General features: G+C 71.8%; 9 protein-coding genes. All 9 read right to left on the bottom strand.

Going from position 1 to position 16,023, the window contains the following annotated elements; all coding sequences use genetic code 11:
- Positions 1 to 2: 2 nt before the first annotated feature.
- The 9 genes from HZZ00_RS05220 to HZZ00_RS05180 all read right to left on the bottom strand — a co-directional run bounded on the left by HZZ00_RS05220 (position 3) and on the right by HZZ00_RS05180 (position 16,002).
- The gene (locus HZZ00_RS05220; RefSeq protein WP_180331107.1) at positions 3 to 1,214 is read right to left on the bottom strand and encodes a glycosyltransferase; all 1,212 of its coding nucleotides are present in this window, start codon (positions 1,212 to 1,214) and stop codon (positions 3 to 5) included.
- Positions 1,215 to 1,541: 327 nt separating this feature from the next.
- Complete coding sequence (locus HZZ00_RS05215) at positions 1,542 to 3,644, bottom strand: CDP-glycerol glycerophosphotransferase family protein (RefSeq protein WP_257585660.1); 2,103 nt, start codon at positions 3,642 to 3,644, stop codon at positions 1,542 to 1,544.
- Positions 3,645 to 3,813: 169 nt separating this feature from the next.
- Positions 3,814 to 5,310, bottom strand: a complete 1,497-nt coding sequence (locus HZZ00_RS05210; protein ID WP_180331106.1) for a bifunctional cytidylyltransferase/SDR family oxidoreductase — start codon at positions 5,308 to 5,310, stop codon at positions 3,814 to 3,816.
- A gap of 276 nt (positions 5,311 to 5,586) precedes the next feature.
- Positions 5,587 to 7,035 carry a GTPase ObgE gene (gene obgE, locus HZZ00_RS05205; protein ID WP_070027080.1) on the bottom strand — a complete coding sequence of 483 codons (1,449 nt, stop codon included), beginning with the start codon at positions 7,033 to 7,035 and terminating at the stop codon, positions 5,587 to 5,589.
- Positions 7,036 to 7,154: 119 nt separating this feature from the next.
- Positions 7,155 to 7,409, bottom strand: coding sequence for a 50S ribosomal protein L27 (gene rpmA, locus HZZ00_RS05200; RefSeq protein WP_023550764.1), 255 nt, complete (start codon positions 7,407 to 7,409; stop codon positions 7,155 to 7,157).
- Between the two features lie 14 nt (positions 7,410 to 7,423).
- Positions 7,424 to 7,744, bottom strand: a complete 321-nt coding sequence (rplU, locus tag HZZ00_RS05195) for a 50S ribosomal protein L21 (RefSeq protein ID WP_028422127.1) — start codon at positions 7,742 to 7,744, stop codon at positions 7,424 to 7,426.
- A 230-nt stretch (positions 7,745 to 7,974) separates the two neighbouring features.
- The gene (locus tag HZZ00_RS05190; RefSeq protein WP_180331105.1) at positions 7,975 to 12,279 is read right to left on the bottom strand and encodes an Rne/Rng family ribonuclease; all 4,305 of its coding nucleotides are present in this window, start codon (positions 12,277 to 12,279) and stop codon (positions 7,975 to 7,977) included.
- A gap of 260 nt (positions 12,280 to 12,539) precedes the next feature.
- Positions 12,540 to 13,316, bottom strand: a complete 777-nt coding sequence (locus tag HZZ00_RS05185; protein WP_180331104.1) for a TIGR03936 family radical SAM-associated protein — start codon at positions 13,314 to 13,316, stop codon at positions 12,540 to 12,542.
- A 724-nt stretch (positions 13,317 to 14,040) separates the two neighbouring features.
- On the bottom strand, positions 14,041 to 16,002 hold the full coding sequence (locus HZZ00_RS05180; protein WP_180331103.1) for a TIGR03960 family B12-binding radical SAM protein: 1,962 nt from the start codon (positions 16,000 to 16,002) through the stop codon (positions 14,041 to 14,043).
- Positions 16,003 to 16,023: the final 21 nt, after the last annotated feature.

Here is a 16,023-nt window from a genome sequence, read left to right as displayed (position 1 = left end):
CCTCAGGCCGCCGCCTTGAAGTTCCGCGCGCGCAGGGTGCGGCGGACCTTGCGCACCGCCCGGCGCAGGAAGGTGTTGGCGGCGGCCGCTCGGTAGCCCGGGACGGCGCGGGCCTCGCGGGGCTCCGCGAGGTAGATGTCGTCGGGGATGGCGGCCGCCTTCGACCGGAAGTGCGGGTACGCCAGGTAGACCCGGGTGCCGCGCTTCTCCAGCAGCGCCTCGGGCTCCTTCTTCGCCTTCATGAACTCCAGGACGTCCAGCAGGAGTTCGGGCCGCCGGCAGGCCACCAGGTGCAGTCGCAGCCGTTCGTGGACCCGCAGCCGCCGGGCCACTCCGGGGGTCCAGTGGGCGTCCATGAGCGGCTTGGCCAGCTCCAGCTTGTGGCGCCGCACCTCCTCGCTGTCCTTGAGGAACTTCGGCCCGAACTGCGGCAGCAGGGTGATCAGGAAGGGCCGGACCATGAGGATGTCGCGCTTGTCGCCGGCCGGCACCATCTCCTCGATCAGCGCCATCAGGGCGCGCGCGGAGTCGAAGCGCAGGGTGTAGCTGCCGGTCTTGGTGACGTGCTTGCCGTCGTCGCGGCCGACCAGGTAGTAGCAGGTGTAGTCGGCGAGCACGGAGACGCCGTCCGCGCGCAGATACGCCTCCAGCGTGAACAGGGCGTCCTCGCCGGTGAACAGCGACTCGTCGAACCGCATGCCGTGCCGCTCCAGCAGCGCGCGGCGGAACATCTTCTGGGCGCTGAGCGTGAACTTGATGTTGGAGGAGAAGACGTCGGTCCGCGGCAGCGTTTTGCCCCACATGGACTTCGGCGGGGTGCGGTTGATGCCCTCGACCCGGCCGAGCACGACGTCGGTGCCGTTCTCGTCGGCCATGGCGACCATGCGCTCCAGGGCCTCGGGGCCGAGCCGGTCGTCGGCGTCGAGGAAGAACACGTAGCGTCCGGCCGCCTTGCCGAGGCCGACGTTGCGCGGGCCGCTGGGGCCGCCGGAGTTCTCCTGGCGGATCACGGTGACCGGCATGGGCGCGCGGGCGGCGAACTCCTCCAGGCACTCCCCGGTGCCGTCGGTGGAACCGTCGTCGACGGCGATGACCTCCAGGCGCGCCGGGTCGATGGTCTGCGCCTCGACGGACGCCAGGCACTCGACCAGATACGGCATCGCTTCGTACGCCCCGATGATCACCGTCACATCAGGCTGCGTCCCGACGGTCACACTTCCCCCTTGCAAAAGGAACATTCCCCCGCGTTTCGCCGCAATGGCACCTTGTTAGACGGACACCGAGGGGAAGCGGTTGCCCTCCGTACGACCATGAGTGGCGCACGTCACACCGGTCCCGGCGGCCGGAGCCGATCCGGGTTGGCACCGCCCGAGACTACGGAAGTCCGGTAAGAACCGTTCACCCGCGACCGGCGGCCCGGGTAAGAGAGGGCGCAGGAAACCTGAACGGCGGGCAAAAACCGGAGAAACCCGGGGCAAGGGAACGGAAAAGGGCCGGCCCCGGGATCGTGTCCCGGGGCCGGCCCTCGTCGGCGGTGGGCGTCAGCCCGCGTTCACGCCGTCGGTGTCACCGGCGGCCGCGGTGCGCGGTCCGGGCACCGCGCCGGCCAGACCGCCGCCCTCGCCGCTCAGCCGCGCCTGCTGGCCCACGTTGCGGGCCTCCGCCTTGACGGCGAGATCGGTCACGGCGTTGTTGAACTGCTGGATCGACGCGGGCTCGTCCGGGCCCAGCAGATAGCGCTTCAGCTCCACCCGGTCCTCGGCCAGCGGATCGCCGGCCGGGTCGCGCACGGCGGCCAGCAGCTCGCCCAGCTCGGCCGCGCTGTTGGTCAGGATGGTCGCGGCGCGTACCGCGGTGTTCTGCCGCTTGAACTCCTCGGCGCCCAGCTCGCCCGAGTCGGTGACCGCGTACGGCTTGCCGCTCGCGATGAAGTCGGAGACCACCGAGGAGATGTCGGAGACCATCGCGTCGGAGACGTTGAAGCAGTCGTACAGGCGCGGCTCGGCGCCGGTGATCACCCGGTGCTCGTACGACGGGAAGGAGCGCCAGTAGGCGTCGTTCCACTCGGCGCGCAGCCGGGCGACCTCCTGGTGCCTGGCCACGTCCACGACGCCGTCACGGGTGGCCTCGGCCTCGTCACCGCGCTCGCCGGCCGGGCCGGCCAGCTCGGCGAGCCGGGCCTCGATGCGGGCCAGCTCGGCCTTGGCCTGCGCCATCGCCTTGGCGTCGGCGGTGAACCGGGAGTCACCGGCCCGCTGGGCGGCGGCCTTCTCGACCAGGGCGGTGATCCGCTGGTGGGCGGCGCCGGCCCGCTTGGAGACCGTGCCGGTGAACGGGTGCGGCTTGTACAGGACGCGGACCGGCGGATCGGCCGCGACCAGCTTCTTCACGATGTTCTCGCCGGCCAGCACGATCGAGGTGTTGCCCGGGTTGCCGTCCCAGCCCTCCCACGTGGGCGCGTACAGCACGGTCGGGATGCGGCCCTCGGGCACGCCCTGCCAGCTCTGGATGGGCGCGAGCTGCGGGCGGCCCACCTCCACGATGTCGTCGTCGCGGACACCGACGTCGGCGATCGCGTAGCGGTCGCGCCCCGCCCGGCCCGCGGTCCACACCTCGTCGTAGACCTTGCTGAACGGGTTGACGCTGGCGAGCTTGTCGCTGTCGCCGTGGCCGATGAAGACGTGCTTCATGGTGGGCACGCGCAGCAGGTGGATGTTCTTGCCGACGTTGGCCGCGTACAGGGCCACGCGCACGGTCGACAGGTCCATGTTCATCAGGTGCACCCCTCCGGGCACGCAGATGACCGGGACCGTGGTGGGCGCCAGGTTGTTCAGGATGACCCGCTCGCGCAGCAGGATCAGCGGCCGGGACTCCAGCTGCTCCATCGTCTCCAGCCACATGTTGACCTGGTACGCGGAGTCCTTGGAGCCGGAGAAGTACAGCACCGTCTCCGGCTTGTAGCCGGCCAGCCAGTCGTCGACGGCGGCGAGGACGACCTCGGCCTTCGGCGGGACCTTGCGGCCGCGCACGTACGGCGTGAGCACCAGGACGTAGAGCAGGCCCAGGCCGATGGTCAGGCAGATGCCGGCGAAGCCCGCGGGGGAGGCGTCCAGGTGGGCGGCGACGAGGATGCCGACGACCGCGAACAGGTCGAGGTGCAGCATCTTCTCCGCGCTGCGGTGCAGCAGGAACTGCGGCGGGGCGTCCGGGATGCGGATGCGGGACTTCAGGTCCACGTTGCGGGTCGCGACCGGCATCTTGCGGCGGTTGCGGATGAGGGTGACCAGCGCTCCGTGCGGGGCCTGGAGCCCGTAGAAGGCGATGAAGCAGGCGACCGCGCCGTAGAAGATCAGGTCGTCCGCGTGGGACAGCCGGGCCAGCAGGAGGATCAGCAGCAGCTGCCGGATCAGGAAGCGGATCGACAGGCCGGCGCGGACCTTGCTGAGGCGGTTGATCAGATAGCTGCCCTTGCGGTGCAGATAGTGGTCCGCCAGGTACGTCACGAGGGCCGCGGCCGCGAAGGCGGGAATGCTCGGGACGAGCGCGGCCAGCATGAGCGCCGGGTAGCCCAGGATCATGAGCGCCGCCGCGGCCAGCTCGGCCGCGCTGCCCACCCGGGCGACGCGAATAGCGGTGGATATCACGGAGAAACCTGCTCTGGGAGGGGGAGTGCCGGTTTTGTCGGTACTGCCGCAAATGCCGGTGATACACAGGGTGTAGGGGTATTCGCGGTGTACGGATTCAGGCCCCTGTGAACGCCCGGTGAATGAGCGATCGCAGAGGCCTGAATTCCTAAAAGCTATTGTCGAATTATTACATGCCGTCCTGACGGTCCAACACGGAGGCCAGGGCCTGCTCGAAACCGGAGGCCGTGGCGGCACCGGCGGTCGGGTCCTGCTGGCGGACGTCGATGACGTGACCGGTCAGCTCCGACAGCAGCACGTCCAGGGAGGTACGGGCCACCGCCTCGGAGGACAGCAGGGTGCCGGCCGGCTCCTGGCCGAAGGCCTTGGTGCGCATCGGGGTGGCCGTGCGCTCCGGGTTGACGCAGTTGACGCGGATGCCGTCGCCCGCCCACTCGTCGGACAGCGCCTGGGTGAGGTTCACCATGGCGGCCTTGGTGGAGGAGTAGAGGCTGTACTCGGCGCGGCCCCGGGTGTAGCTGCTGGAGGTGTAGAGCAGCAGCTGGCCCTGGGTCTCGGCCAGGTACTTGTAGGAGGAGCGCGCGATCTGCACCGGGGCCAGGTAGTTGACCTTCAGCGCCTCCTCGATGGTGGCGTTGTCGGTCTCCGCGAGCTTGCCGATGCGCAGCACGCCCGCGGTGTTGACGACGTAGTCGATCCGGCCGGTCTCCGCGTACGCCTTGGACAGCGCGTCGTCGACCTCCTCCGGGTTCTCCACGTGGGTGCCGGTGGTGGAGCGGCCCAGCGCGTAGACCCGCGCGCCGTAGGACTCCGCGAGTTCGGCGATGTCCTTGCCGATGCCGTACGAACCGCCGAAGACGATCACCGTCTTGCCGGTGAGCAGCTCGCGGTAGACGTCCTCGCCCTTCTGCTCGGGCGCGGCGGTGGAGGCGAGCTGGAACAGCTTGTCGGCGATGAAGACGTCGACCGGCTGCGTCACCTTCATGTTGTACTCGTCGCCCGCGACCACGTGGATCGGCACGTCCGGCAGGTACTTGAGGACCACCGAACAGTCGTCCGTGGCCTGGAAGTTGGGGTCACCGGAGGCGACCTCGTAGGCGCGCCGGATGGTGGACAGCTTGAAGGCCTGCGGGGTCTGGCCGCGGCGCAGCCGGGAGCGGTCCGGGATCTCGGTGATGAACTCGCCGTCCTCGCCGTGGGTGCGCGTGACGATGATGGTGTCCGCGGACGGGATGGCGACGTCCACGGCCTGGTAGCGCTCCAGCGCCGCCACGCAGTCGTCGATGACGCGCCGCGAGAGCAGGGGGCGCACGGCGTCGTGGAAGAGGACGTTGAGGTCCTCGCCCTCGGCCAGGCCCTCGCCGAGGGCCGCGATGGCGCGCTCGGTGGTCTCGTTCCGCGTGGAGCCGCCCTCGATGACCTTCTTCACCTTCGTGAATCCGGCCTTGGCCACGATCTTCTCGATGTCCGGCACATATCCCGGCGCCATCAGCACGATGACGTCGTCGATCGAATCCGCCTTCTCGAAGGTGGTCAGCGTGTGCTCGATGACTGCCTTGCCGGCGATCTTCAGCAGCTGCTTGGGGATCGACAGACCCACCCGCTGACCGGTACCCCCGGCCAGGATCACTGCGGTGGTACGGGGCTTGGCTATGTGCTGTGACACAGGTGACCTACCTTGGGGCGACAGGGAACCGTGAAATGGTCCCACTTTAGGTAAGCGCAGTGCAAGGTGAGCGTCATCCCGTGCACAGGGGATCGCAACCTGTCATTTACCTTGCACACCCGGTGATTCCGGCGTGGCCGGTGTGAACTTCCGTGAATTTGCTGTGAGTAACTGCACAGACCGGATTCATCAAGAATCCGCGGCAATTCGATATCGGCCCGGACACGAGTGCCGGGCGCCCCAAGAGGCGCCCGGCACTCGTGCGTTACCGCACTCTCACTCGAAGGGGTCGAAGTCGCCGAACTCGCGCAGCGCCTCGTCCCGCTCCGCATCCTTGTCCCGGCGGCGCTGGGCCGCGGGCCGGGGCGCGTCGAAGCGGTGGTCCTCGCCGCGGCGGCCGAGCATCTCGGCGCCCGCCATGACCGAGGGCTCCCAGTCGAAGACGACCGCGTTCTCCTCGGGACCGATGGCCACGCCGTCACCGCCCCGGGCGCCCGCCTTCATCAACTGCTCTTCCACACCGAGGCGGTTGAGCCGGTCGGCGAGGTAGCCGACGGCCTCGTCGTTGTTGAAGTCGGTCTGGCGCACCCAGCGTTCGGGCTTCTCGCCGCGCACCCGGAACAGCGGCTCGCCGCCGACCTCCTCGCGGGTGACGGTGAAGCCGGCGTCGTCCACGGCCTTGGGCCGGATGACGATCCGGGTCGCCTCCTCCTTGGGCTTGGCCGCCCGCGCCTTGCCGACCAGGTCGCCGAGGGCGAAGGACAGCTCGCGCAGTCCGATGTGGGCGACCGCCGACACCTCGAAGACGCGGTAGCCGCGGGCCTCCAGGTCGGGGCGGACCATCTCGGCGAGGTCCTTGCCGTCGGGCACGTCCACCTTGTTCAGGACGACGAGCCGGGGCCGGTTGTCCAGACCGCCGTACTGCCGCAGCTCCTCCTCGATGATGTCGAGGTCGGAGACCGGGTCGCGGTCGGACTCCAGGGTGGCGGTGTCCAGGACGTGCACCAGCACGCTGCACCGCTCCACGTGCCGCAGGAACTCCAGGCCCAGGCCCTTGCCCTGGCTGGCGCCCGGGATCAGACCCGGCACGTCGGCGATGGTGTAGACGGTGGAACCGGCGGTGACCACACCGAGGTTGGGCACCAGCGTGGTGAACGGGTAGTCCGCGATCTTCGGCTTGGCCGCGCTCAGCACCGAGATCAGCGAGGACTTGCCGGCGCTCGGGTAGCCGACCAGCGCCACGTCGGCGACCGTCTTCAGTTCCAGGACCACGTCCTGGACGTCACCGGGCACGCCGAGCAGCGCGAATCCGGGCGCCTTGCGGCGGGCCGAGGCCAGCGCCGCGTTGCCGAGGCCGCCCCGGCCGCCCTGCGCGGCGACGTACGACGTCCCGTGCCCGACCAGGTCGGCGAGGACGTTGCCCGCCTTGTCCAGCACGACGGTGCCGTCCGGCACCGGCAGGATCAGGTCCTCGCCGTCCTTGCCGGAACGGTTGCCGCCCTCGCCGGGCTTGCCGTTGGTGGCCTTGCGGTGCGGGGAGTGGTGGTAGTCCAGCAGCGTGGTGACCGACTGGTCCACCATGAGGACGACGTCCCCGCCACGGCCGCCGTTGCCGCCGTCCGGGCCGCCCAGCGGCTTGAACTTCTCACGGTGGACGGAGGCACAGCCGTGGCCTCCGTTACCCGCGGCGACGTGCAGTTCGACGCGGTCCACGAAGGTGGTCATGGTTCGGTGCCTCCAGAAAAGTACGGGTGTGTCTCTGTACTAACGCACGAAGGCGGACCCGCCTTCCCGACCGGGAAGTGAGGTCCGCCTCGCGTGCGTTCGGTGCCGAATCAGCTGATTCAGGCGACCGGAACGATGTTCACGACCTTGCGGCCACGGTGGGTACCGAACTCCACCGCACCGGCCTGCAGGGCGAACAGCGTGTCGTCGCCGCCACGGCCGACGCCGGCGCCGGGGTGGAAGTGGGTGCCGCGCTGGCGGACCAGGATCTCACCAGCGTTCACGACCTGACCGCCGAAGCGCTTCACGCCGAGCCGCTGGGCGTTGGAGTCGCGACCGTTCCGGGTGGACGATGCGCCCTTCTTGTGTGCCATGTCTCCTCAGTCCCTTACTTCGCAGCCGTGGGGATCGACGTGACCTTGATCGCCGTGTACTGCTGGCGGTGGCCCTGCCGACGGCGGTAGCCGGTCTTGTTCTTGTAGCGCAGAATGTCGATCTTCTGGCCCTTGTGGTGGTCCACGACCTCGGCCTGGACCTTGATGCCGGCCAGCACCCACGGGTCGCTGGTCACGGAGTCGCCGTCGACGACGAGCAGGGTCGAGAGCTCGACCGTGTCGCCCACCTTGGCAGTGGAAATCTTGTCAACCTCAACGATGTCGCCGACAGCAACCTTGTGCTGGCGACCACCGCTGCGCACGATGGCGTACACGCGGATCTCTCTTTCGCTCGAAGAAACGGCACCCCCGCAGGCCAGCCGCCCGGTAACAGCACGGGCGACCTCTCCCGGTCGGCCGTGCGTCCGGGAGGAAGAGGTTTACGGGGATGTGGCGTGCTCAGTGACACGCCGACGGTCAAGGTTACGGGGCCAAGGCCGACAAAATCAAACCGGGCCCCGCGGGTGTGCGGCCGGTCACGTGGACCGGCCGCACACCCCGGGCGTCAGCCCTCGTCGCCGGCGGAGACCGTGGTGGTCTTCTTCGCCGCCGACTTCTTCGCGGCGGCCGTCTTGGCGGTCTTGGCCGCCTTCTTGGCCGTCGTCTTCTTGGCGGCGGTCTTCTTGGCCGCCGTCTTCTTGGTGGCCGCCTTCTTCGCCGTGGCCTTCTTGGCCGTCTTGCGGGCGGTCTTCTTGGCCGGTGCCGGGGCTTCCTCGGCGGAGGCCTCGACGGTGTCCTCGGCCGGCGCCTCGGCCGTCCCCGGCGCGGCCGACGGGACGACCACCACGGCCGCCTCCTCGGGCGCGGTCGGCGCGGCGGCCTGCCGCACGGCACGGCGGCGCGGACGGGCCGGAGCGGCGCTCTCGGCGGGCGCCGGCGCCTCCTCGACCGGGGCCGCGGGCTCCGGCGCCGCAGGGGCGGTCTCGGCGACGGTCACCACGGCAGCGGCGGCCTCGGCACCCGCGGGGGAACCGGCCGGCGCGGACACCTTCCGGGTCGCCCGACGGCGCGTGCGCCCCTTCGGCGCGGCCTCGTCGGCGGCCGGGACGGCCTCGGCCTGCGGAGCCGGGACCACCTGGTCCTCGGCGGCCACCGGCTCGGCCAGGGCCTGCTCGGCAGGCTCGGGCCGCACCGGACGCGCCGCCGCCTCCTCGGCGGTGACGTCCTGGGCGGTCGGCGCCACGGCCCGCTCGGCCTCGGCGGCCCTCGCGGCCTTCGCGGGAGCCTTCTCGGCCTTCGGCGCACCCGCCGGGGCCGACGCGCGGCGGCTCGCCCGGCGGCGGGTACGGCCGCGGCCGGCCGCCGCCTCCGCCTCGGCGACGCTGCTGTACAGCTCCTCGTCCGGCGCGAACTCGGGCGCCGGGAGGGCGACCGGCTCGGCGGCCTCGGCGGCCACCTCGGCGGCCGTCTCGATCTCCGGCTCGACGGCCTCGCCGCTCTCCACGACGACCGCGGCGGTCTCGTGCACATGCGGCTCGGGCGCCTCGCCGCCCTTGCCGCGCTTCTTGCGCTTGCCGCCGCCACCGCCGGAGCCGGGCTGCTCCAGGTGGACGATGACGCCACGGCCGTTGCAGTGGACACAGGTCTCGGAGAAGGACTCCAGCAGGCCCTGGCCGACCCGCTTGCGGGTCATCTGCACCAGGCCCAGCGAGGTCACCTCGGCCACCTGGTGCTTCGTGCGGTCGCGGCCCAGGCACTCCAGCAGGCGGCGCAGCACCAGGTCGCGGTTGGACTCCAGGACCATGTCGATGAAGTCGATCACGATGATGCCGCCGAGGTCGCGCAGCCGCAGCTGGCGCACGATCTCCTCGGCCGCCTCCAGGTTGTTCCTGGTGACCGTCTCCTCCAGGTTGCCGCCCTGGCCGGTGAACTTGCCGGTGTTGACGTCGATGACGACCATCGCCTCGGTCCGGTCGATCACCAGCGAACCGCCGCTGGGCAGCCATACCTTGCGGTCCAGGGCCTTGGCGAGCTGCTCGTCGATCCGGTAGGTGGCGAAGACGTCGACCTCGGAGGTCCACTTGGACAGCCGGCCCGCCAGGTCCGGCGCGACGTGCGAGACGTACCCGTGGATCGTCGACCAGGCCTCGTCACCGCTGACGATGACCTTGGAGAAGTCCTCGTTGAAGATGTCGCGCACGACCCGGACGGTCATGTCCGGCTCGCCGTACAGCAGCGTCGGCGCGTTGCCGCTCTTGGCCTTCTTCTGGATCTCCTCCCACTGCGCCTGGAGGCGCTCGACGTCCCGGCGCAGCTCGTCCTCGCTCGCGCCTTCGGCGGCGGTGCGCACGATGACGCCCGCGTCCTCGGGGACGATCTTCTTGAGGATGCTCTTCAACCGGGCCCGCTCGGTGTCGGGCAGCTTGCGGCTGATGCCGGTCATGGAGCCCTCGGGCACGTACACGAGGTAGCGGCCCGGCAGGGAGACCTGGCTGGTCAGACGCGCGCCCTTGTGCCCGATCGGGTCCTTGGTGACCTGGACGAGCACGGACTGCCCGGACTTGAGGGCGGACTCGATGCGCCGCGGGCCGCCCCCCATGCCCAGCGCCTCGAAGTTGACCTCGCCGGCGTACAGCACCGCGTTGCGGCCCTTGCCGATGTCGATGAAGGCGGCCTCCATCGACGGCAGCACGTTCTGCACCTTGCCGAGGTAGACGTTGCCGACGTACGAGGTCGACTGCTCCTTGTTGACGTAGTGCTCCACGAGCACGTTGTCCTCAAGGACGCCGATCTGGGTGCGCTCGCCGTGCTGGCGCACGACCATCACCCGCTCGACGGCCTCGCGGCGGGCCAGGAACTCGGCCTCGGTGATGATCGGGACGCGGCGGCGGCCCTGCTCACGGCCCTCCCGGCGGCGCTGCTTCTTCGCCTCCAGCCGGGTCGAGCCCTTGATGGACTGCACCTCGTCGGACGGCTCGCTCTGCTTGCGCGGCTCACGGACCTTGACGACCGTGCGCTCCGGGTCGTCGGCGGACGGCTCGGCGTCGACGGCGGAGTCACCGGCGCGGCGGCGACGGCGACGGCGACGGCGGCTGCCGGCGCTGGAGCCGCCGGAGTCCTCGCCGCGCAGTTCCTCGGCGTCCTCCTCCTCCTGCTCGGCGGTGTCCTCGGCGTCCTGCGCGGCCTGCTCGGCGGCCAGTTCCTCGCCCTCGCCGTCGGCACCCTCGCCCTCGGCGGCGTCCCCGCGGCGACGGCGACGGCCGCCCCGGCGGCGACGGCGGCGCGAGGAGGACTCCTCGAAGCCCTCGGCGCCCTCCGCGTCCTCGGTGTCCTCGTCCTCGGCGCCCTCCGCCTCCTCGGCGTCCTCGTCCTCGGCGGGGTCGGCGGCCTCGGCGACCGGGGCCTCCTCAAGGCGCTCGGCACGGCGGCGACGGCGACGGCGCGAACCGGCCTCCGCGCGCTCCTCGGGGCGCTCTTCGGGGCGCTCCTCGGCCTGCTGCTCGGCGTGCTCCTCGGGCTCCTCGGCCCCGGCGGCCTCCGCGGCGGCCTCGGCCGCGGCGCGCTCCGGGGTCTGGAAGCGCGGCTCCGCGAACACCGGCGGCTGGAAGACGGCGACGGCGGGACGGGCGGGCCGGCGCGGACCGTCCGCCTCGTTCTCGGCGGCCTCCCTGGCGGGCGCGGAGAAGCCGGACGCGGGGCGCACGGCCCGGCGCCGGGCGCGGCGCGGCGCGGCGCTCTCCGCGGCCTGCGTGGCCTCGGCGGCGGCCGGGACGGCCTCGGCGGCCGGGGCGGGCTCGGTAGTGTGCGTGGTGACGGGAACCTCCGGGGTCTGCGCGGCCTCGGCAGCGGGGGTGCTCTCGGGCGCGGAGACCCGGCGGGTGGCGCGGCGACGGGTGCGGCGCGGCGCGGTGTCCTCGGCGGACTCGGCCTCGACGGACGCCTCGGCGACGGCGGGGACCTCCGCCGCGGCGGGGGCCTCCGTCACGGCGCCCTCGGCGGCCTTCGGCGCACCGGCGGGGGCGGAGGCGCGGCGGGTGGCGCGCCGACGGGTACGGGGGGCGGGGGCCGCCTCCTCCGTCTCCTCGACGGCCTGCTCGCGAGCGTCCTCGGTGGGCGCGTCCTCGACCGCGACCCGGACCACCGTCTCGGTGGCCTCGGCGGTCTCGGCGGGCGAACCGGCGGGCGCGGAGGCCCGACGGGTGGCCCGGCGACGGGGGCGGGCGGCGGGCGCGGCCTCGGCCGTCTCCGGCTCCTGCGCCGTCTCCCGGGCCTCCTCGGCGGCGGCCGGCACGACGGTCTCGACGACCTCGGCCGCGGCGGGCGCCCCGGCGGGGGCGGACGTGCGGCGCGACGCGCGGCGGCGCGGCCGGGCGGCGGGCGCCTCGGCTTCGGCGGGGGTCTCGTCAGGGGTCGCGGTGTCCGCTTCCCCGGCCGCGGCGGTGGGCGTGGCGACGCTGCGCGTGGCCCTGCGGCGGGTGCGGCGCGGTGCGGCCTCCTCGCCGACGACGACCTCGCCGCCCTCGGCGACGGGCGCGGAGGCGGCCGGCGCGACGGTCTCGGCGGCCGGTGCCTCCTCGCCGGACGCGGGCGCCCCGGCGGGCGCGGACGCACGGCGGGGGGCCCGACGGCGCGGACGCGCGGCCGGTGCCTCCTCGGCCGGGGCGGCGGCCTCGGCGGCCGTCTTCTCGGCCTCGGCCGGTTCGTCCGTCTCGGCGGCCGGTATGGCCGGGACGGTCACCTCCGCGGGCGCCTCCGCCGCGACGGGCGGACCCGCCGGGCGGGAGGCGGCACGGCGACGCCTGCGCGGCGGCAGGGTGTCGCTCGGAGTGTTCGGTTCGGAACCCTCGTTGGGTTCGGTCGGTTCGAGCATGCGGGCGTTTCTCCCGTCAGGCTCCCGGGCGCCGCACCCGGTCCGGCATCGGCCTCAGTGGCCGTCCGCCGTTGACGTCCGCGGCCCGCGCGATGCGCGATGGCCGCCGTCCGGGGCGCGGGCGCCGCACGGGAGCACTCTGTGTCCTGTCTCGCCGGTTCCGTACGCCTTGTCGGTACGGCCTGGCGAAAGTCTTCTGGTCGGTGCGCTGCCCGACCCAGGTGGCTCCCGAGTACGAGGGCGGCGCTACGACGTCCGTCCTACGCGGAACCTTCCGGCACCTGCGCCGTCGCGGCGGCAGCCGGTGCGGCCGTCAGGGCCGTGGCTGCCTCGCGGTCGGGCGCGAGCGGGTCGGTCACCGTGCCGGTCTCTTCATCGAACAGCCCCTGCGCCAGCCTGGTCACCGCTGCGGGGACCGGCGGCGCCAGGTCGGCCACGGCGCGGAGACCGGACAGGACGTCGTCGGGTCGTACGGCAGGCGTCACGTGCCGAACAACCAGCCGCAGTATCGCACAGGGCTGGTCGGTCGGCCCATCAGCCGGTGCGCCGTGCGCCTGAAGGCTCACCACGGCCGGGCGGGCGTCGAAGGTGCGCACACCGTTCTTGGTCATGCGCTGCACCTCGACGGTCTCGGCTCCGTTGAAGGCCTCGACCGCGCGCTCGGCGTCGGCCGGATCGACTCCGGCCAGCGTGAGCTCCCAGACGGAGGCCGTCAGCCGGTCCGCGAGACCCGAGGTGTGCGCCTCCACCGCGTCGACGACGTCGAGCCCGGCGGGCAGCGACTCGTCGAGGAGGACGCGCAGTTTCTCGGGGTCGCGCGGAGCGGTGAGCGCGATTTCCAGGTACTCCGCCTCACTGCCCGTGCCGGTGGGTGCGGCATTGGCATACGACACCTTCGGATGCGGCGTGAACCCGGCCGAGTAGGCCATGGGCACCTCGGCGCGGCGCAGCGCACGCTCGAAGGCGCGCTGGAAGTCTCGGTGGCTGGTGAACCTCAGGCGGCCGCGCTTGGTGTAGCGCAGTCGGATGCGCTGCACCGCGGGTGCGGGCGGCGGGCCTTCGGGCTGTCGCTTGCCCAGTGTCCTAGTCCTTCGTGAGAGCGGTCGTACTCCTACCAAGAGTACGTGCCGTCACGCCCGGAGGTTCCCGCCGTGTCGGCCAGGGGTGGCACGGGACGGCCGGATACCCTTCACAGCCAGCCCTTTTCGGGTATTTCACCCCCTTCCGGCCGATCTCCGGAGGGCACGATCGCGAAGCACGGCGGCCGTCGTCCGCTCAGGACCCTCACCTTCTGGCTGCGTCCTGCCTTCGTGCTGCGGGTGCTGGCCCGCTTCCAGCGGGTCGCGGGCTTCGACCGGTCCATGGCGCTCGCCTCCAGCGCCGACAGCCGGACGTGAGCGTCGTCGGCGCGGTGTTCCTCGCGGTCTCCGCGCTGAGCTTCACCCGCGCCCCGCAACGCCTCTTCGAGCAGACCTGGGAACTGCGCTCCTCAGTGTCCGCAACACCCGGGGCGGCCTGGCCCGGCTCCTGCTGGGCGCCTGCTACATGGTGGTCAGCGCCCTGGTCCGAGCCCTGCCGGGGGAAAGCCGAGCACACTGGTCAGCGCGGCCGCCGAACTGCCGGTGACCGCCGTCTTCCTGGTCCGGAGCGGCGTCCTGCTGTCCGCGCACCGCGTCGCCTGGCGGGACCTGGTCCAGTCCCGAGCGGACCTGAACACCCCGAGGGGCGGGGCCGACAGGCCCCGCCCGCACCGGTCGGTCGTCAGTGCGTGTGCCCGCTCGAAGCCGGCGCCGGACCCGCGTTCTTGACGGTCAGGGGCAGCAGCTTCCGGCCCGTGGGGCCGATCTGGATGTGGGTGTCCATCTGCGGGCAGACGCCGCAGTCGAAGCACGGGGTCCAGCGGCAGTCCTCGACCTCGGTCTCGTCGAGGGCGTCCTGCCAGTCCTCCCAGAGCCAGTCCTTGTCCAGGCCGGAGTCGAGGTGGTCCCAGGGCAGGACCTCCTCGTAGGTGCGCTCGCGGGTGGTGTACCAGTCGACGTCCACGCCGTGACCGGCCAGGGCCTTGTCGGCGCAGGCCATCCAGCGGTCGTAGGAGAAGTGCTCGCGCCAGCCGTCGAAGCGGCCGCCGTCCTCGTAGACGGCGCGGATGACGTCGCCCACCCGGCGGTCGCCGCGGGACAGCAGGCCCTCGACGATGCCCGGCTTGCCGTCGTGGTAGCGGAAGCCGATGGAGCGGCCGTACTTCTTGTCGCCGCGGATCTTGTCGCGCAGCTTCTCCAGACGCGCGTCCGTCTCCTCCGCCGACAGCTGCGGGGCCCACTGGAAGGGCGTGTGCGGCTTGGGCACGAAGCCGCCGATGGAGACCGTGCAGCGGATGTCGTTGGAGCCCGAGACCTCGCGGCCCTTCTGGATGACGTGCGTCGCCATGTCGGCGATCTGCAGGACGTCCTCGTCGGTCTCCGTGGGCAGGCCGCACATGAAGTACAGCTTCACCTGGCGCCAGCCGTTGCCGTAGGCCGTCGCCACGGTACGGATGAGGTCATCCTCCGAGACCATCTTGTTGATGACCTTGCGCATGCGCTCGGAGCCGCCCTCGGGGGCGAACGTCAGGCCGGAGCGGCGGCCGTTGCGGGTCAGCTCGTTGGCCAGGTCGACGTTGAAGGCGTCCACGCGGGTGGACGGCAGCGACAGGCCGATCTTGTCGTCCGTGTAGCGGTCCGCCAGGCCCTTGGCGATGTCGCCGATCTCCGAGTGGTCCGCGGAGGACAGCGAGAGCAGGCCGACCTCTTCGAAGCCGGTGGCCTTCAGGCCCTTGTCGACCATGTCGCCGATGCCGGTGATGGAGCGCTCGCGCACCGGGCGGGTGATCATGCCCGCCTGGCAGAAGCGGCAGCCGCGGGTGCAGCCGCGGAAGATCTCCACCGACATCCGCTCGTGGACCGTCTCGGCCAGCGGGACCAGCGGCTGCTTCGGGTACGGCCACTCGTCCAGGTCCATGACGGTGTGCTTGGACACCCGCCACGGCACGCCCGACTTGTTCGGGACGACGCGGGCGATACGGCCGTCGGGCAGGTACTCGACGTCGTAGAACGCCGGGACGTAGACCCCGCCGGTCTTCGCCAGCCGGAAGAGGACCTCCTCGCGGCCGCCGGGGCGGCCCTCGGCCTTCCACTCGCGGATGATCCGGGTCATGTCCAGGACGGCCTGCTCGCCGTCGCCGATGACCGCCGCGTCGATGAAGTCGGCGATCGGCTCCGGGTTGAACGCGGCGTGGCCGCCGGCCAGGACGATCGGGTCCTCGTCGGTGCGGTCCCGGGACTCCAGCGGAATGCCGGCCAGGTCCAGCGCGGCGAGCATGTTGGTGTAGCCCAGCTCCGTGGAGAAGCTCAGCCCGAACACGTCGAAGGCCTTCACCGGCCGGTGGCTGTCGACCGTGAACTGCGGGACGCGATGCTCGCGCATCAGCGCCTCCAGGTCCGGCCAGACGCTGTAGGTGCGCTCGGCGAGCACGCCCTCCTGCTCGTTGAGGACCTCGTAGAGGATCATGACGCCCTGGTTGGGCAGGCCGACCTCGTACGCGTCCGGGTACATGAGCGCCCAGCGGACGTCGCACTCGTCCCAGTCCTTGACGGTGGAGTTGAGTTCTCCACCCACGTACTGGATGGGCTTCTGCACGTGCGGGAGCAGAGCTTCGAGCTGCGGGAAAACCGACTCGACAGGCATCTCGCGAACCTTCATGAGCTG

Origin of the sequence: Streptomyces sp. NEAU-sy36 (assembly GCF_013423905.1) — a bacterium.
In the GTDB taxonomy this organism is placed as follows: Bacteria; Actinomycetota; Actinomycetes; order Streptomycetales; family Streptomycetaceae; genus Streptomyces; species Streptomyces misionensis.
This window is presented reverse-complemented; position numbering and strand designations above follow the sequence as displayed.

Bases quoted from the DNA above. Each gene is read 5' to 3' on its own strand.
- obgE (WP_070027080.1), bottom strand. From the start codon at position 7,035: ATGACCACCTTCGTGGACCGCGTCGAACTGCACGTCGCCGCGGGTAAC.
- rpmA (WP_023550764.1), bottom strand. From the start codon at position 7,409: ATGGCACACAAGAAGGGCGCATCGTCCACCCGGAACGGTCGCGACTCC.
- HZZ00_RS05190 (WP_180331105.1), bottom strand. From the start codon at position 12,279: ATGCTCGAACCGACCGAACCCAACGAGGGTTCCGAACCGAACACTCCG.
- HZZ00_RS05180 (WP_180331103.1), bottom strand. From the start codon at position 16,002: ATGCCTGTCGAGTCGGTTTTCCCGCAGCTCGAAGCTCTGCTCCCGCAC.